At 67.3% G+C, this 16,729-nt stretch carries 15 protein-coding genes and 3 pseudogenes; 8 read left to right on the plus strand and 10 right to left on the minus strand.

The genetic code is table 11. The features are described 5' to 3' along the window. Window positions 1–292: 292 nt before the first annotated feature. The 4 genes from ABD951_RS01915 (at window position 293) to speD (ending at window position 4,264) form a co-directional block, all read left to right on the plus strand. A complete protein-coding gene (locus ABD951_RS01915; RefSeq protein ID WP_345341495.1) occupies window positions 293–742 on the plus strand; it encodes a prevent-host-death protein in 450 nt (149 codons plus the stop codon). Then, window positions 706–1,095 (plus strand): hypothetical protein, encoded by a 390-nt coding sequence (locus ABD951_RS01920; RefSeq protein ID WP_345341497.1) that lies wholly within the window; start codon window positions 706–708, stop codon window positions 1,093–1,095. Before ABD951_RS01915 ends, ABD951_RS01920 begins: the two co-directional genes overlap by 37 nt. A gap of 711 nt (window positions 1,096–1,806) precedes the next feature. Continuing rightward, window positions 1,807–3,042, plus strand: coding sequence for a type III PLP-dependent enzyme (locus ABD951_RS01925; protein ID WP_345341499.1), 1,236 nt, complete (start codon window positions 1,807–1,809; stop codon window positions 3,040–3,042). Next, on the plus strand, window positions 2,981–4,264 hold the full coding sequence (speD, locus tag ABD951_RS01930; protein ID WP_345341501.1) for an adenosylmethionine decarboxylase: 1,284 nt from the start codon (window positions 2,981–2,983) through the stop codon (window positions 4,262–4,264). The genes ABD951_RS01925 and speD overlap by 62 nt, the downstream gene beginning before the upstream one ends. A gap of 116 nt (window positions 4,265–4,380) precedes the next feature. Here speD and ABD951_RS01935 read toward each other — a convergent pair. Together ABD951_RS01935 and ABD951_RS28810 are read right to left on the minus strand one after the other, a co-directional pair. Beyond that, window positions 4,381–4,882, minus strand: a pseudogene (locus ABD951_RS01935) (amino acid permease); the annotation flags it as partial. A gap of 114 nt (window positions 4,883–4,996) precedes the next feature. Then, on the minus strand, window positions 4,997–5,710 hold the full coding sequence (locus ABD951_RS28810) for a carboxylate-amine ligase (RefSeq protein WP_486374945.1): 714 nt from the start codon (window positions 5,708–5,710) through the stop codon (window positions 4,997–4,999). A gap of 20 nt (window positions 5,711–5,730) precedes the next feature. Between ABD951_RS28810 and ABD951_RS01945 the strand changes: the two genes are divergently transcribed. Continuing rightward, entirely contained in the window at window positions 5,731–6,903 is a 1,173-nt protein-coding gene (locus tag ABD951_RS01945) for an ATP-binding protein (RefSeq protein ID WP_345341505.1), read from the plus strand. A 551-nt stretch (window positions 6,904–7,454) separates the two neighbouring features. On the opposite strand, the gene ABD951_RS01950 is transcribed toward ABD951_RS01945, so the two are convergent. From ABD951_RS01950 to ABD951_RS01965, 4 genes are all read right to left on the minus strand, one after another. Continuing rightward, window positions 7,455–8,126: a hypothetical protein gene (locus tag ABD951_RS01950; protein WP_345341507.1), complete on the minus strand. Its 672-nt coding sequence runs from the start codon at window positions 8,124–8,126 to the stop codon at window positions 7,455–7,457. Window positions 8,127–8,260: 134 nt separating this feature from the next. Then, a complete protein-coding gene (locus ABD951_RS01955) occupies window positions 8,261–8,872 on the minus strand; it encodes a sigma-70 RNA polymerase sigma factor region 4 domain-containing protein (protein ID WP_345341509.1) in 612 nt (203 codons plus the stop codon). 50 nt (window positions 8,873–8,922) lie between these two features. Next, a complete protein-coding gene (locus tag ABD951_RS01960) occupies window positions 8,923–9,489 on the minus strand; it encodes a hypothetical protein (RefSeq protein ID WP_345341511.1) in 567 nt (188 codons plus the stop codon). Between the two features lie 127 nt (window positions 9,490–9,616). Continuing rightward, window positions 9,617–9,715, minus strand: a complete 99-nt coding sequence (locus tag ABD951_RS01965) for an Arc family DNA-binding protein (RefSeq protein WP_345341513.1) — start codon at window positions 9,713–9,715, stop codon at window positions 9,617–9,619. A gap of 455 nt (window positions 9,716–10,170) precedes the next feature. On the opposite strand from ABD951_RS01965, the gene ABD951_RS01970 reads away from it, so the two are divergent. The 3 genes and pseudogenes from ABD951_RS01970 (at window position 10,171) to ABD951_RS01980 (ending at window position 12,661) form a co-directional block, all read left to right on the plus strand. Then, complete coding sequence (locus ABD951_RS01970; protein WP_345341515.1) at window positions 10,171–10,647, plus strand: SRPBCC family protein; 477 nt, start codon at window positions 10,171–10,173, stop codon at window positions 10,645–10,647. A gap of 279 nt (window positions 10,648–10,926) precedes the next feature. Further along, window positions 10,927–11,808, plus strand: a pseudogene (locus ABD951_RS01975) (transposase); the annotation flags it as partial. 163 nt (window positions 11,809–11,971) lie between these two features. Then, window positions 11,972–12,661, plus strand: a complete 690-nt coding sequence (locus ABD951_RS01980) for a transposase (RefSeq protein WP_345341517.1) — start codon at window positions 11,972–11,974, stop codon at window positions 12,659–12,661. A 130-nt stretch (window positions 12,662–12,791) separates the two neighbouring features. On the opposite strand, the gene ltrA is transcribed toward ABD951_RS01980, so the two are convergent. The 4 genes and pseudogenes from ltrA to ABD951_RS02000 form a co-directional block, all read right to left on the minus strand. Continuing rightward, a complete protein-coding gene (gene ltrA, locus ABD951_RS01985) occupies window positions 12,792–14,048 on the minus strand; it encodes a group II intron reverse transcriptase/maturase (protein ID WP_486374946.1) in 1,257 nt (418 codons plus the stop codon). Window positions 14,049–14,894: 846 nt separating this feature from the next. Continuing rightward, a pseudogene (locus ABD951_RS01990) lies at window positions 14,895–15,307 on the minus strand (IS6 family transposase); the annotation flags it as partial. Next, complete coding sequence (locus ABD951_RS01995) at window positions 15,297–15,554, minus strand: hypothetical protein (RefSeq protein ID WP_345341529.1); 258 nt, start codon at window positions 15,552–15,554, stop codon at window positions 15,297–15,299. The pseudogene ABD951_RS01990 and the gene ABD951_RS01995, both read right to left, overlap by 11 nt. A 48-nt stretch (window positions 15,555–15,602) precedes the next feature. Beyond that, the gene (locus tag ABD951_RS02000; protein WP_345341519.1) at window positions 15,603–16,280 is read right to left on the minus strand and encodes a thiaminase II/PqqC family protein; all 678 of its coding nucleotides are present in this window, start codon (window positions 16,278–16,280) and stop codon (window positions 15,603–15,605) included. Window positions 16,281–16,729: the final 449 nt, after the last annotated feature.

The raw sequence follows: 16,729 nt of genomic DNA on the forward strand, positions 1-16,729 counted from the left end.
CGCGTCGCTCATCGACACGCTCACCACACGGGATTCGCCGAGGAAGCAACGAGGCGCCGTCGGGGTAGCTCCCCGGCGGCGCCTCACCATGGCTTCTTGACAAAATTCTCTACATATCAGGTGTCGAGCGCGGCACCTTGCGGCACTGGATGGACCAGCACGGCACAAGCCGGCGAACCACTGCCGGCGGGATCGTCATGACCGGCACCCGGGCCGACAGGAACGTCGGTGACACCGGCAACGTGCCGGAGACCCCCTGGACTTCCGAATATGTTCCGAATATCATGGTTGCATGACCATCGCAGCCATGACGACCCGGCGTTCCTCGGACCTGAGCAAGCACTCTGCCGAGGTCTTCGCCGAGGCCGAGGATCATCCCGTGACGGTGACCCGGCGCGATGGTGAGGCGCTGGTGTTGATGTCGCAGCGCGAGGCAGAGGGTCGTTCTCGTTTGCTGAACTTCGCCGCCCAGCTCATCACGGTCACCCTCGACGACACTGGTTCCCTCGCCGAGCGTATGAGCAGGGCCTTCCCCTGGATGCTTGCGCTGTCGCCGGCGGATCGGGAGTCCTGCGCCCAGGACCTCGTCGATGCCGCGCGCGCCTCGTTCTCCACCGACCAGCCGCATCTGGCGATCGCCGAGCTGACGTCGTGGAAGGAGACGGCCACGGCTGTGGCGGCGGGGCTTGGCGGCGCCGATGTCGAATGGCTCGACGAAGACGAGAGCGTGGAGCGTCCCTGATCGTGGTGGCCGCGAAGAAGGGCGAGCTGGTTCCCCGGCCTCCGAGGAAGAGTGAGTACGAGATCCGGTTTGCGACCTCGGATGCGTGTAAAGGCTGGCAGGACCTCGTCGCGACCATCCGCAACCCGATGACGGAGACCTGGGACTTCCTGACGCGGACACCCCTGGCCACGACGCTGACGAACTATCGGCTCAAGGGTGAGCTCGGGGTGATCTCACGCGGCGGCACGAGTCACCAGCGTTGGCAGCACAAGCCGACTGCGAAGGGTACCGCGCGCATATGGTTTTACGTCCAGGAGCGCACGGTGTTCCTCGAGCAGGTGCACACGAGCCATCCGAACGAGACGAAGTAGGCCGTCAGGGACTCTGATCGCCAGTCTTCCGCTGGCGCCGACGGCGCGCTGAGCGCGCCCAGAGCATCCGGCTCACCGGAGCGCAGGCGCGCGGTTGTGTCTTACAGATCGCCGAGAAGATCACCGACGTCGTCCGCTACACCGCGATCTCATCCCCCGACCAGGTCGTCTACACCGCCCGTACGATGGCCGACCGGTTGACCGGCCGCGGCTGGACGGTCATCGAGGCCGAACAGTCCTACCTCGACGGCAACCAGTACAAGGGCCTGCACATGCTCGCCCGCCACCCCGATCGAGTACGAACACGCCCACAATGCTGCCCTCACGACCGAGCTGCAGCCCGTTAGGAGCGGCACGGAAACCTGGGGCGGTTCAGTCTGTGGCCTACGAGTTGCGCTCGAATGTGTACCAAGGGCCGTCCAGGTGCTCGGGCGCAGCCGCGGGTGGAACTCGTCGAGGGTGAGCCCGATGCAGTGGACGTGGATATGCATGGTCGACCTCTGACGGCGGTGTCGACCGCAACTGAACTTTCAAACCGCGAAGGCGGCCGTCACTCGCGAGCTCGGAGTGTCCCGCTAGTTCGACGGGGGCGACCATTCCCGGCAGCACCACCGGTTCCGCGACGAACAGCACTGGGAGACGTTCGGTTGCTGTCATGACCCTGCCCTTCTGAAGTTGAGCGTGTGTAGCTCACCTTCTCGGGATGGGGTCGTGTTCCCGGTGGTGAGGGGTTTCGCTCAGGGCGAAGGTTCGTCGAGGGCCTGCGATCATGGTCGGGTGAGTGACGCGCAATCCCGGATCAGGCAGTTCCTGACCACGCATGCGCCACCGACACCATGCCTCGTCGTCGACATCGACGCGATCGTCGCTCGTCTGCGTGAGTTTCAGGGCGAGTTCCCCGATGCGAGGCTGTGTTACGCCGTCAAGGCGAACCCCGAACCCGTAGTGATCCGGGCGTTGGCCGCACATGGCGCCGGGTTCGACGTGGCAAGCCCGGCCGAGATCGATCTGTGCATCGCCCAGGGTGCTGCGCCGACAGCGCTGTCCTACGGGAACACGATCAAGAAGCCTGCCGATATCGCGCATGCCCACGCGCGTGGCGTCCGCGAGTTCATCACCGACTCAGAGGGTGATGTCGACAACCTGGCCGAGTTCGCCCCCGGAGCGCAGGTCTGTGTCCGGCTCCTGGTCGACGGTCCGCCATCGGTGACGCCGTTCGGGCGGAAGTTCGGCTGCGAGCCCGACGTCGCGATGGACCTGCTCCGGCGGGCTGCCGGCCTGGGCCTGGACACCGCCGGCCTGAGCTTCCATGTCGGCTCCCAGCAACTGGACCTGTCCGCCTGGGATGTGTGTATCGCGACGGCGGCGAAGCTGTTCACGGAGCTCGCGGCGGAGGGCATCCTCCTACGCAGGCTGAACATCGGCGGCGGCTTCGGCCTGGCGTACTCCGGATCTGCCCCTTCGCTCACCGATTACGCCGAGGCAGTACAGCGTTCGCTGCAGTCGCACTTCCCGGGGCGACAACCCGAGGTGGTGATGGAACCCGGCCGCGCTCTCGTCGCGGATGCCGGTTTGATCAGAACCGAGGTGATCCTGGTGGCCAGGAAATCGGCGACCGACCGGCACCGCTGGGTGTACCTCGACATCGGCCGCTACAACGGTCTGGCCGAAACCGAGAACGAGTACATCGCGTACGGGTTCGAGACGGTGGCCGAGCACGGTGGCGCCGAAGGTCCGGTCATCCTCGCGGGCCCGACGTGCGACGGTGACGATGTGCTCTATCAGCACACGCCCTATCGGCTGCCGCTCGATCTCCAGGCCGGGGAGCAGCTCGACATTCTCGGATCGGGCGCATACACGGCCAGCTACTCGTCGGTGGCCTTCAATGGCATTCCGCCGCTGCGCACGTACTGTCTGGTCGGTGGAGAGCTCACTGATGTCGCCTGACCAGCACAATGCCGTGGAATTCGCCGGCACTCACGTGGTGGCGGAGTTGCACGGGATCGCGCCGGCCCGGCTGGACGATCCGCAGTTCCTGCGGGACACGCTGCGTGCGGCGCTGTCCGCTGCCGGGGCGACCGTGTGCGAGGTGATCGAGCACCGCTTCGAGCCGCAGGGAGTGACCGTGCTCGCGTTGCTCGCCGAGTCGCACGCGTCGGTGCACACGTATCCGGAATTGGGTTCGGCATTCGTCGACGTCTTCACCTGTGGCCCGAGCGCAGACCCGGAACTCGCGGTGCGCCTGTTCGCAGATGCGCTCGGCGCCGAGGTCTCTGGCCACCGGGCGATCCCACGCGGTCCGGCGACGGTTCGCCGACTCACCGAATCCGTCGGAGCCGGGCTCACCAGGACGTGGGAATTGTCCGAGGTGCTGCACGAGGCGGACACCGATTTCCAACACGTCGTGATTGGACGCACCGAGCAGGGTGTGTCGCTGTTCTGCGACGACGAACGCCAGAGCACGGAGGCGACCCAGCTGATCTATCACGAGGCCTTGCTGGTGCCCGCGCTTCTGCTTGCCGAGCAGGTCCGTCGGGTGCTGGTCATCGGGTCCAGCGAAGGTGTGGTCAGCCAGATCGCCGTCGCCGCGGGGGCGGAGTCGGTCGATCACGTAGACATCGACAAGGCCGCTGTGCAGGCCTGCGCCACATATCTTCCGTACGGATACTCGGCTCCCGAGCTCAAGGCCGCTGACCGGGGAGACGGACCGGTTCGCATCCACTACCGCGACGGCTGGGAATTCCTCGCCGAGGCGGCCGCGGCCGGGCGGCGGTACGACGTGGTGGTGATCGACCTCCCGGACGAGAACGATGATCCGGAAGCGCAGCACAACCGCTTGTACGGCAAGGATTTCCTACTGCGCTGCGCCGAGGTGCTCGCCGACGGCGGTGTGCTCGCCTGCCAGATTGGCTGTCCGACGGTCTGGCGCAACGACACTCTGCGGCGCGGCTGGCTGCGGTTCATCGAAACCTTCGGCACGGTCATCTATTACGGCTCCGACGAACATGAGTGGGCGTTCCTGTCTGCTCGTGTGGACCGGCTGACGGACGCCGTGAGCGAGCTGATCGGACGGCTGCCTGCGTCGTCTTATCGACCCGTCACGATCGACGAACTCGCTCTGATACGCGGGACGGTGCCACCTCATTCGATTCGCCACCCGGTGGCATAACGACTTCGCCCTGTTCGGCGGCGACCTCTTCAGCTTCGCGATCAACGTCAACCTCTGACGCACGAACGCTGAGAAGGGGGCGCCTCCCGGCCGGGGGGCGCCCCCTTCCGTGCGGGTCACGTGGCGATCGTAGGCCGCCGGGCCGCGTACGCCAGCGCGCCCGCCGCGAGCATGGCCGAGCCCGCCAGCACGGAGGCGAGCGGCAGCGCGAACGCCAGCGCCACGCAACCGAGCGCACCGAGGATGAGGACGCCCGGTCACGCCCGGCCCTCCTCATGGGTCAGCGTCAGTGCCGCGCAGTTCGCGATCAGGTAGTACGCGAGCACGGCGAACGAGGAGAACCCGATCGCGTGCCGCAGGTCCGCGACCGCGGCGAGCACCGCGACGACCGCGCCCACCAGTAGCTCCGCACGGTGCGGCACGCCGAAGCGCGGATGCACGGGCGGCCAGGCCGCGGGGCAGGTGGCCGTCGCGCGCCATCGCCAGGGTGGTGCGCGAGACCCCGAGGATCAACGCGAGCAGGGAGCCGAGCGCGAGCGGGACGGCCCGGCCGATGGTGCGGCGCGGGTTGAGCACCTCCTCGCCGAGGGTGGCGATCCGGGCGTAGCCGGCGAACGCGATCGCTCGACGATCGCCACTTGTGGGTGTTCCGCTGCTGGTGTCGGTGGGCGGGTCCGGCTGATCTACTTTTCTGCGACATCAAGAAACTCGGCCGCATCCCGGTGGCGGCGGTCATCCCTGCAGGGTTCGCCGAGCCGCCAGCTGCACCACCTCGACGGCGTTCCGGCGCCCCTGGAGGGTTCCGCGCTGCCAGATGGCGCCGTTGCCGTGCTCGACCTGCTGGTTCACCATCGCGTGGACCCGGCGGTACTCGCCGAGTTCGTCGAGTGAGTCGCGGATGTGACCGAGCAGGATCTCCAGTTGGCGGGGTGCCGGGACCGGTCGGGCGGTGCACGGATCGATGCCGTTGCCGCGTAAGCCGTCTCGGGCGGCGAGCCAGGTCGCTGCCTGCAGTACCTCGAGCCGGACGTCCGGCGGTCGGTCGCCGCGGTCGATGGACCGGACCGCTGTCATGACCAGGGCGCGGACCAGCGTCGCCACCAGCACCGCCTCGTCGACGGTTGGTTGCACGTCGACGACTCGGACCTCGACCGTCGGCAGGTGGCTGGACGTTCGGTGCCGATGGGTCTTGCCCGCCGAGGCCGGGATTCGACATGCGGTAGATCGATCGAGAAGACGCCGGCACGCCCGTCTCGATCGATTTGTCGCACCGCTGGTTGGAGGGCTGGAGATGCGACCGGTCGATTGGACAGGACACTGATCGTGGCGGGCGCGCGTCCGACGTCGGCGGCGTAGCGGACGGTGGCCGGGATGGGGGAGTGCGTGAGGTATCGGGATTTCTGGCTGTTTATGGATGATTATGGGAATTGATCCATAACATGCCATAAAGGTCTATGGTTTCCGATATGGACCCCGCGTTGAACCCCTTCAAGCCCGGGTCGGGGCTGCGGCCGCCGGCACTCGAGGGCCGCGACGCCGAGCGTCGAGAGTTCGATCTCCTCGTCACCCGCAGCAAGCTCCGCAACTACGACCGCGGCATGATGCTCTCCGGGCTCCGCGGCGTCGGCAAGACGACGCTGCTCAACAACCTGGCCGAGCACGCCGAGAATCGGGGATGGCTGACCATCGGGATCGAGGCCCGCCCCAACGAGGCGGGCGTCGCGGCGGTCCGCGCCAAGCTCGGCAACGAACTCGCCGCCGGACTGCGGCGGTTCAGCCGCCGTCACAAGCTGCAGAAGACGCTCGACGGTCTCGTCGAGTTGGCCCGCGGGTTCACGCTCGGCGTCGGTGTCGGACCGGCGAAGGTGGAATTGACACTCGGCCGGCAGGCGGCCACCGGCGACCTCGACCTGGACCTCGAGGAACTGGTCGAGGCGATCAGCGAGGTGATGAAGAAGCGGGCCTCCGCGTTCGGGCTGTTCATCGACGAGATGCAGGACCTCGACGCGGACCTGCTCGGCGCACTGCTCGCGGTCCAGCACCGCGCCAGTCAGAGGGAGTGGCCGTTCTTCGTCATCGGGGCCGGACTGCCGAGCCTTCCCGCCGTGCTCGCCGGTACCCGCTCCTACGCCGAGCGGCAGTTCGCCTACAGCACCGTCGGACCGCTGAGCCCCACCGACGCTGCGGACGCGCTGCGGATCCCCGTCGAACGACACGGGGGAGAGTTCACCTCGGGGGCGCTGGAGATCCTCGTCGAGGCCAGCGGGGGATACCCGTACTTCCTGCAGGAGTTCGGCAAGGCGATCTGGGCGGTCGCCCCGGAGACGCCGTTCACCGGGGAGGACGCGCTCCTCGCGGTCGAGGAGGGCCGCCGTGCACTTGACGACGGATTCTTTCCCTCCCGGTGGAATCGGGCGACCGAGCGGGAGCGCCGGTACCTGCGGGCAATCGCAGCAACGGGTGAGGTTGCGCCGAGGTCCGGAACCGTTGCCGCCGCAATGGGATTGACGACCACTGCGGTCAGCGATGTGCGCGACTCGGCGATCAAGAAGGGCCTCGTCTGGTCCCCGGAGCACGGGCGGATCGGGTTCACGGTGCCCGGAATGGACGACTTCATCCGCCGTCAGCCGACCGACTGACCGATGGCCATCGGCACGTTTCGATGACTCAGGGGGTACATGGCGCGCGGTCGACAGCACGCCCTGCCGGTTCCAGGGGGACCAGCGGGCCCCGGTGAGGTTCACTGCCCCGCCGGACCGTGGTGGCTCGCGATCCGGTAGCTCGAAACTGCCGCGTCTGCCGGGGAATTCTTCGTAAGAGCTCCTATCGGCGATGAAAAGGCGACGGGGCTCGAAACGGTGTCGGCCCCGGTGGTCTCGATCGCGGTCGCGGGGGGAACACGCCCGGTCCCCGGTCGGGGGGTGACACCGTGGGTCCGGTATCGCCGACGGAAGGGGAGCCCCGCACGAGGACGCGAGCCGAACGCGACGGGTATGTCGATGCGGTGTGCCGGGACCTGGTTGCCGAGATCGGCACCGAGCTTGACGATTTCGACTGCGCCGGCGCGCCCTCCTACGGGCACGGTGAACTCGGGGCCGCGGTCCTTCTCGGCGTCGCGGCGGCCGGGTCCGGCGGCATCCCACGTCTTCGCTGCACTGCTGTGACCGGCGCCGCCGTGCTCTTCCCTTGTTCAGGGCCGATCGGTCAACAGCGCCGGTACGGCGCTGCGGGCTCGGACCCAGTTCTCGACGACCGGGTCGATCCACCCGAGCACCTCGAGCATCTCGGCATGCAATCCGGCGACGTCCAGGCCGGTGCCGGCGATCCGGACCCCGTGGACGGGTTCGTGGTGGGCGATGCGGTTGCGCAGGGTGTTGAGGTGGTCGAGTCGGGTGTAGACGGTCTGCCGGCGTCTCGGCTGCAGATGCGGGAAAGCCAGCCGCAGGCACGGCGTCCACAGCGTCGCCTCGTAGCTCCTGGCGTGGAGGAACCGCCAGAACCCGAACATCAACTCCGCGACGACCCGGCCGGGTAGCTCCGTACGCCCGGCCCGAGTGGCCCGCTGGCGCGCCTTGCGGATGTCCTCCTGCGATGCCGCGGTGAAGACCGGGTCGAGGTACCACGGGTCGGAGCCGCCCCGGGCCTGGTGCCAGATGTGGAGCTGGTGGTGGCAGGCGTTGCGCAGTACCACCTCGAGGTAGCCGAGGTCTTCGAACACTGCGGCACTGATCCGGCCGTTCCACTCGTAGAGGTCCAGCGCACGGTCGGTGTCGCCGCTGGCCGCGGCCTTGTACGGGGCCAGGCGTTCGGGGGTGAGCAGCGTGGTCAGGCTCTGGACCAGTGCGGTGGAACGGTTGGGCATCTCACTCCGGAAACTCGGTGGAAGTCCTGTACGATACTCAGTGAAGACCCCGGATCGGCCTCTGCACCTCGAGTGCATGTCACCGGGGTTTTGATCATTTCAGGGGCGTGGACTTGATCGTCCGGGGGATGGTCCTATTCCACATCGAAGACTGGCGCGGCCTGCTCTCGAATCCTGTTCAGCCGCTTCGAGACCGCACTGGGGTTGCGGTACCCCATCTCGGCGGCGACCTCGGTCAGCGTGGTCCTGCCGCTGTAGAGCAGGACCACGATCTCGCGATCGCGTTCGTTGAGCAGGGTGAGGAAGTCCCCGTACACCGTTCGGTCCAGGATCTCGATTTCCGGACCCTGCACCGGGATGGTGTCGGGCAGCTCGACGAAGGTGACCTTGACCTTCGCTCGTTTGCTGTAGAGCTTCCGTTCGAAGTCCTCCCGGGCGCGGGTCCAGTACGGGGAGAAGTCCTCCTCGACTCGGTTCGAACGGACCGCGTCGAGGATGCCTCGCAGTCGCCCGTCGGCATCGGCCGCCTCGACAGCCAGTCGCGTGATCTCGGTGGCCTCTTCCTCGCCGCGCCACAGATCGCCACCCATGCGCGGGTTCCCCAGGATCGCCCCCTCGAGAAGGGAACCGTCCTCGAGCACCGCCGGACCCGTGGGCGCACCGTTGTCCACGACCGGGAAGTCGCGCAGCACCTCCTGGATCACCAGCGTCACCGGAGGAATCCAGTAGTCGAGATTGTGTGCCAACAGACGGATCGGATCGGTACCGGTGAACCCCCGGATCGGTGACATCGGCATCAGGTGCGCCACACCGTGCCGGCCCAGGCGCGTGACAGCCGGGCCTCGAAATCGCTCGGGAGGTAGCGGTCCGGGCTGATCCAGTCGGCCAGGAACGGCCACTGCCCACGAGCCCGCAGGGGCAGGCCGTGACGTTCGACCGTTCCCCGGGGAAGCAGGTGGAACAGTGGCGAGTACTCGTGGTAGCGGGTGCGGGTGCGGGGAACGAACACCACGTTGATGTCGCCGCGGTCGGCCACCCGTTCGAGTGCCGGAGGCAGGTCGTCGCCTGCCGCCGCGATACGCCTGCGGAACTGGGCTGCCTCCCACAGCATGTTCCACTCCGCGACCGCGGCCTCCAGGTGGTGAGGTTCGCCGCTGCGCCAGGTGAGGGGGACCGTGACGTATTCGGGCGGTGTCGGATCCTGAGCACGAAGGACGGCCTTGAACAGGAAGCCCGCGGAGGCGTTCCACATGCACGGGTACATGTCCGGGTCGGCCCGCTCGTCCTCCGGGTCGAGGGCCATGTCCCGCGTCTCGATGGTCGGTTCCGCCTCGTCCCCGTCGATGTCGGCTGCATCGGTCATAGTGGTGATGGTCATACAACTGACACGTCAGCAGCACGGATTTCCGTTCCACGAATCTGGTGTGATGCCGGACACCATGGACATAACCGCCGTTACCGGGGCCCGGATCCCCCGGCCGGCACCTTATTCAGGCAGGCCGGCGCAGCCACGCGGACTCGGAGCGGTCGTCGGCCTCGGCGGCGCGGCGGATCTGCTCGAGCAGCTCGGAAGGGAACCGCACGGGCACCGGCTCGGACGGTCGGGCCCGGTGCTGCCGGGCAGGGCCTTGCGGCTGGGGTCTCCTCCTTCATCGGTCCCTCCGATACTGGTCGGCGAGGTTCTTCGAGGCGTGATGGCAGCCGATCGGCCGGCATCGGCGCGGGTCGCGACCGCGCGGGCGCGACCGGGACGACGAGCGCGGCACCGGGCTCGACCTCGGGAGTGTCGGGTTCGCCCTCGTCGCGGTGTTCGTGGGGGTGTGGGCTGTCGCGCTTATGATCTGGCGTGTCGGCAGGCTGGACGACCGGCTTGGCCACCCCGCGCATCAGGGGAGCGAAAAGCGCGGCAACGGCGTCAGTGCCCGGTACGAGAGACACCGACAGCCCTTACCCGGTGCACCCTTTCACTGTGCCGCCGACGGACGCCCGAGGGACGGCGGCGCTGGGAGAGTCGAAGAGGAACCTCGGACCGGAGGAAGGCAGAATGGCGCCCGTGCAGACCAAGTCTCTGACCTTCCAGTCGTCCGTCCTCGTGCGCCCCACTGCGCAGGAGGTGTACGCGCTTGTGTCCGATGTGACCCGCACCGGCGAGTGGTCGCCGGTGTGCGCGGATTGCTGGTGGGACCCGGACCATGGTCCGGAGGTCGGTGCCTTTTTCACTGGCCGCAACGTGACCCCGGACCGTACCTGGGAGACACGCTCGGAGGTTGTCGTCGCTGCCCCGGGCCGGGAGTTTGCGTGGTCGGTCGGCCCTGGCCTGGTGCGCTGGGGTTATCTCATGAAGCCCGCGGACGCTGGCACGGAGTTGACGGAGACCTGGGAGTTCACCGCGGCAGGGCAGGAGTTCTTCCATCAGCGCTTCGGCTCCGAGGCCCCACGCGAGATCGCCGCGCGTGAACAGGCCGCCCGGGAGGGCATCCCCACGACGCTCGCCTCGATCAAACGCATCCTGGAGCGCTGAAGCCCATTCCGGCACACAGCAGTCGAGGGTCGGATCGGGCGATGAACTCGAGCATGTCGGTGAATCACCGGGTGCCGTAGCGGTGTGCCTGTACCGGAAGGACTTGGTGCCGCATGTCGCCTGCCATGAGCATGGGACCGTCCTGACCTGATTTCTGCCACCCTCATGGGACCACTCGGATTGCCAGTCATGGGACCACCGGGCGCGTCGCGCCGAGGTCCCGTCGAATGGCTCGTTTGATCGTCGTGTCGGTATCCCCGGTCACGAAGGCGGACGGGCATGGCTTTTCGGGAGGTCAACGTGAACGAAGTCAAGGAAGTGCTCCGGGTCTGGCTCGGGGTGCCCGGGTCCCGGCCGCCCGGATTGCGCACGATCGCGGCGCACTGCGGGGTGGACCGCAAAACCGCGCGCCGGTACGTCGAGGCCGCCCAGGCCGCGGGGCTGCAGCGCACCGACGGGGTCGAGGCCCTCGACGACGGGCTGATCGGCGCGGTGATCGAGGCGGTGCGCCCGGCCCGCCCGATCGGACACGGGCACGCCTGGGACCAGCTGCTGGGGTTCGAGGACCAGATCATCGCGTGGGTGGCCGGTGACGGGAACCATCCGCCGCTGACGATCACCAAGATCGAAACGCTGCTGGCCCGCCAGGGCTGCCTCGTCCCGTATCGGACGTTGCACCGATTCGCCACCGAGCGGTGCGGTTTCGGCCGCAAGGACACCATCGTCCGCGTCGTCGACGGCGATCCCGGCAGCGAATGCCAGATCGACTTCGGCTACCTCGGCTACCTGACCGACCCGGAGACCGGGCGGCGCCGCAAGGTGCACGCGCTGATCTTCACCGCCGTGTACTCGCGGCACATGTTCGTGTGGCTGACGTACTCGCAGACCCTGGCGGCGGTGATCGCCGGCTGCGAGGCGGCGTGGGCGTTCTTCGGCGGTGTCTTCAAGGTCCTCATCCCGGACAACCTGAAGCCGGTGGTGACCGACGCGGACGCGGTCAACCCGCGGCTGTCCCGCGGCTGGACTACGCCCAGCACACCGGGTTCTACCGCCGATCCGGCGCGGATACGGTCGCCGAAGGACAAACCCAGGGTCGAAAGGGCCGTGCAATATGTGCGCGGAAACTACTGGTCCGGTGAGGAATTCACGGATCTGACGGAGCCCTCCGGCCAGACCAGCCGGGTCGGCCGACGACGGCGCGATCGAGCTCGACAACGAAACCCATTGCAATGCAGCGGTTGACAACACATATGACGCGCAGGGAAAGTTGGCCACCCGCACCCGCGAACGGCACACCGCAGTCCACGATCTCGTCGCCCGAGGGATGTCGATCACCGAAATCGGCCGACGTCTGCGACTCGACCGCCGAACGGTGCGCCGCTTCGCCCGCGCCACCGACGTCGACGAATTGATGACCACCGCCCGGACTGCAGGTCGCACCCTGATCACCGGGTTCGAGCCCTACCTGCGTGAACGGTTCGCCGCCGGTTGCACCGACGGTGCCCGCCTCACCCGCGAGATCACCGAACGCGGCTACCGCGGCAGCGACAAGACCGTCCGACGGTTCCTTCAGCCGCTACGAGATGCACTGCGGATGCACCCGACACAGCCAACCGCACCACGTGTCCGGCAGGTCACCGGGTGGCTGACCTGCCGACCCGACAACCTCACCGACAAGGACGAAATCCGGCTCGACGCGATCCTCGAACGCAGTCCCGCCCTGACCACCCTGCGCGGGCACGTTCGCGGATTCGCAGAGATCATGACCGAGCGCCGCGGCCACGACCTCACCGACTGGATGGCCGATGTCGACGCCACCGGCGCACCCGCCCTGCGGTCCTTCACCACCGGCCTGCGTCGAGACCTCGATGCGGTCACCGCCGGCCTGACTCTCGAACACAACTCCGGGCCAGTCGAAGGACACGTGAACCGGATCAAAATGCTCAAACGACAGATGTACGGACGAGCGAACCTCGACCTGCTCCGCAAACGCGTCATCCACCTCGAATCATGAACCACGACGGAGGCTTCGCTGAGTAGGCCCGGGGCGCGGTGATGGGATTGCTCCCGCCCCGTTTCCCCGGACCTCTCGCCGAACCCGCCGTGCGCCTCTCGACGCAACGGGCTCTCCACGGTCTCTGTCGTCAGGCTGTCCGTGGGGTCGTCCATCGGTTGGGGATCGTGTTGCCGCGCCATCGGTAACGGGTGACCGTCACACTGGCCATATCGAACAACGCGGTCCCGTCCGCCGCCGTGATAGGTAACCACCGCCCATTGCGGGTGGTGTATCGGCGGCGAATATCGTTCCACCCCCAGCGATGCCGTGTTTGCAGCATCCGGATCAGCCGCTGCCACACAAAGTGTTGCAGCGCGGTGAACCGGTCCTTGGCCACGGCATGCTTGAAGTAGTTGGACCAGCCGCGCAGAATCTGGTTGAGCCGCACGATCACGTACTCCAAACTCAGCTGCGACTGCCGATGGGTCAGGGCACGGACTTTCGTCTTCAGCGACCGGATGGGCCGGTCGCCGATGAAGGTGTAGACGAACCACTTGTCCGAGCCTCGCTTGCGACGCCACCGGATGTGGAATCCCAAGAAGTCGACCCCGTCGCTGAGGTGCCGCACCCGGGTTTTCTCCGGCGAAAGCCGCAGACCCATCGGTGCGAGGACCTCGCCGACCTGTTCGCGCATCGCCTCGGTGTCGCCTTCGGTTCCGTGAACGAGGACGACGAAGTCGTCGGCGTAGCGGACCAGCCGCCACGTCGGTGACCCCTTGCGGCGACGGTACGCCCGTTTGCCCTCGGTGGACATCGTCCCGCCCGGCTTCCACGACGCCATCACGTGCTCGTCGAGCACACTCAACGCGATGTTGGCCAACACCGGCGACAGGATGCCACCTTGGGGCGTGCCGGTCGTCGTGTCCCGTTGGTCGCCGAGTTCGGTGAGAACCCCCGCCTTCAGGAACGCCTTGACCAACGCCAGGACACGCTTGTCCTTGATCCGCAACCGGACACGATCCATCAATGCGACGTGCTCGATCCGATCGAAGCACGCCTCGATGTCCGCATCCAGCACCCAGCGGTAGCCGCGGGTGCCGTAGTAGTGGATCTCGGCTATCGCATCCTGCGCCCGCCGGTTGGGCCGGAACCCAAACGAGACCGGCTCGAAGTCGGCCTCGAAGATCGGTTCCAGCACCAACTTGAGCGCGGCCTGAACAACCCGGTCGGTCACCGTCGGTATCCCGAGGCGGCGTACCTTCCCCGACCCACCCGGCTTGGGAATCAATCTCTCCCGCACCGGTAACGGCCGAAACGAGCCGTCCTTCAGGCTGGCTCGTAGGTCATTCAAGAACCCTGGAGTCCCGACTTGATCCTCGACGTCGGCGACAGTCCTGCCGTCCACGCCGGGAGTCTGCGCTCCGCGGTTGCCCGCGACCCGGTCGAACGCCCCGATCAGCGTCGCCGGGTCGTGCACAAGGTTGAACAGGTCGTCGAACCGGCGGCCGGGGTCGGCCGCCGCCCAACGGTGAAGCTTGGCCTGCATCTCCGATACCCGCCGAGACGGTCCCGTCGGGACCAACTCGGACGTGGCGTCACCGTTCGGTGGCGCATCTTTCGGCATTACAGTCTCCGCCTTTCTCGAAACCGCTGCCGCCCTTCGCCATGTGACCGGCTTTCCCGGCCTCGGACTACTACGGCGACTCCGCCCCACCCGACGCGTTCGACGGTCGATGCGTCTATCCCGCCCCGGCGAGCCGGCTGCTCGCAAGGCCGGGAGCCATGACGGGCGGTTCCCGTGTTCACTGTGATTCGCTCGACGAAGGAGGAGCCCAACTGTGTCCCTGCGGCATCGCCACGAGTACGCCGTAGACCTTCCTCGTGGCCTCCCGATCGGCTTCCATAAACCGACCCAGGAGTTCCCCACCGACTTCGGTGGGTGCGCACCGCTTCCTGCCCCCATCCGCCAGGTTCGAGCAGGTGTCGCATTGAGGGACGTACCAACGCTGGTTCCTCGCGTACTCCTCTCCATCTCGCTTGCCGGACCCGCACCATCTGGCAGTACTGGCCACGCCCCGGCGTTGTCAGGGCTGCTCCCACCCTCCCCGGCATCACCCGGATCAGGCTGCCCTCAGCTTCACCGACCTGCTACGACAGGCCAGCGGCGAAGGTCTCTCACCTCCACTCGAATCACAGCGCCTCACGGCGCAAACGGAAAGTGCGCCAGATCCAATCTTCTCGAGCCTCGTCAGATGATCACCCGCGGCACGTATCGCAGCCCCTTGAGCAGCTTGCGGAAGAACTTCGTGGCCGCCTTCGCGTTTCGGCGGGACTGGACCAGCACGTCGAGCACGGTGCCGTCCGGTCGACCGCGCGCCACAGGTAGTGCTGGGTGCCGTTGATGCGGATGAAGACCTCGTCGAGGTGCCATTTGTCGCCGGGCCGCGCCCGCCGTTGGCGCAGCTGGGTCGCGTAGGCCTGCCCGAACTTGGCGCACCACCGCCGGATCGTCTCGTAGCTGACCTGGACACCGCGTTCGAGCATCATCTCCTCGACCTCGCGGAAGCTGAGCGGGAACCGGAAGTACAACCACACGCAGTGGTTGATGATCTCGACCGGGTAGCGGTGGCCTTTGTACGACGGCATGGGGTGGTCACGCCACATTCTCCCAGTTCGCAGCGTTCAACAACGTGACAGTGCCCGGTGTCGGAATCCTCCGTTCGGCGTTATGTGACAGCGCAATTCGCCGACCCGTGTCACCGAAGCGAGGGTGACCGTCCCGCGCTGTGTGGTCGCGCCGGGTGAGGAGGGGCAGGTTGTCGTCCACCCAGGACACGTAGAACCCGAGCTTGCCGACGTACTCCGGTTCGAACCGCCCGACCTTCAACTCGACCGCGCTGGGGTCCGTCAATCGTCAATGATGTTCAACGAGCACGCGACCGACGCGATCTGGTCGCCATCAGACGATCCCCTGCGCGACGCTGTCCCAGAAAAGCAGCTCGTAGGACTGCAGCAGGCGGGCGCAGCGCCGGGCGCGTATGGCCGTGTCGCCCGCGTCCAGCCCCGACTGGAGGACCGCGAGCATTCGATCCTCCAAGCCCGGTGGCGGCTCGGCGAAGAACGCAAAGAACGCGAGGTCGGCCTCGCCGGCGCCGTAGCGTTCGCGCAGCGCCCGTGCCACGCCGCCACAGTTCGCGCCCCAGGCGGCGAGGTTGGCCAGAAATGCCAACGCGACGTCGGCACGCGACCCATTGAGCGCCAGCCACGCGACGAACGCCGGGTAGACCTGCGCTTGGGGGTTTGGCTCGTGGCTGCGCAGCGCCGCCTCGTCAAGGGCCAGCCAGGCGGCGAAGTCCAGCAGCCTGGCGAGCGCCTGACCCTCGCCAGCGGCGAGGTTTAGGAACAGGTCGCCGGCGGGAGGCTCGGGAAAGCGCCCGGCGAGGAACGCGAAGCTGCGCCGGTCACTAGAGACGATCGCATACTGCTCGCCCGCGAACGCCCGCAGGCGATCATGGGGAACGCGGCCGGCGGCGAGCGCCTCCAGCAAGTGGTGCGAGCGGATCGACTGTTCCACCGCCGACAGCTCGCCGCGCAGCGCGTCGAGCAGCGCATTGGCCGTGACCCGGTCGTGCGACATCGGCCCTCCTCGATTGAGGTGATCGAACCCGGGCGCGCTAGCCAGCGCCAGCCCGGGCGAGACTAATCGAGCCTAGCGCCGTCCGAGACGGGGGTGCAGGAACCGGGATACTTGCGGACATGACGCATCCGCTGAGGAGTTCGGTCGTTCCCGAAGGGCCGAGGAGGGGGCGGACACCGGTTCAGGGCGCGCGTCGGATGGAGCTGATCCTCATTCTCTGCGCGACGGGCATCACGCTGGTGGCGTGGATGCCGATGAATGCGGGGCACGGCGTGCCGGTCGAGCCAGCGTTTCAGGTACGGTGCCGGTTTCCTCGTGTTGTTCCTGCTCGCCCACCTCGTCGTTCGGCGGTACGCGGCCAACGCGGATCCGCTCTTGCCGCCCTGCGTCCACCGTCTCGACCGCGTGTAAGCGGCCCGCGATTCAGAGATGCGGCAAGAACGGAGCAG

Source organism: Rhodococcus olei (genome assembly GCF_039540555.1).
Taxonomy (GTDB): domain Bacteria; phylum Actinomycetota; class Actinomycetes; order Mycobacteriales; family Mycobacteriaceae; genus Rhodococcus_G; species Rhodococcus_G olei.

Bases quoted from the DNA above. Each gene is read 5' to 3' on its own strand.
- ABD951_RS01920 (WP_345341497.1), top strand. From the start codon at position 706: ATGGCTCGACGAAGACGAGAGCGTGGAGCGTCCCTGATCGTGGTGGCC.
- ABD951_RS01970 (WP_345341515.1), top strand. From the start codon at position 10,171: ATGGCGCCCGTGCAGACCAAGTCTCTGACCTTCCAGTCGTCCGTCCTC.
- ABD951_RS01945 (WP_345341505.1), top strand. From the start codon at position 5,731: ATGGACCCCGCGTTGAACCCCTTCAAGCCCGGGTCGGGGCTGCGGCCG.
- ABD951_RS01915 (WP_345341495.1), top strand. From the start codon at position 293: ATGACCATCGCAGCCATGACGACCCGGCGTTCCTCGGACCTGAGCAAG.
- ABD951_RS01960 (WP_345341511.1), bottom strand. From the start codon at position 9,489: ATGACCGATGCAGCCGACATCGACGGGGACGAGGCGGAACCGACCATC.
- ABD951_RS02000 (WP_345341519.1), bottom strand. From the start codon at position 16,280: ATGTCGCACGACCGGGTCACGGCCAATGCGCTGCTCGACGCGCTGCGC.
- ABD951_RS01950 (WP_345341507.1), bottom strand. From the start codon at position 8,126: ATGCCCAACCGTTCCACCGCACTGGTCCAGAGCCTGACCACGCTGCTC.
- ABD951_RS28810 (WP_486374945.1), bottom strand. From the start codon at position 5,710: ATGGCATGTTATGGATCAATTCCCATAATCATCCATAAACAGCCAGAA.
- speD (WP_345341501.1), top strand. From the start codon at position 2,981: ATGGCATTCCGCCGCTGCGCACGTACTGTCTGGTCGGTGGAGAGCTCA.
- ABD951_RS01980 (WP_345341517.1), top strand. From the start codon at position 11,972: ATGTCGATCACCGAAATCGGCCGACGTCTGCGACTCGACCGCCGAACG.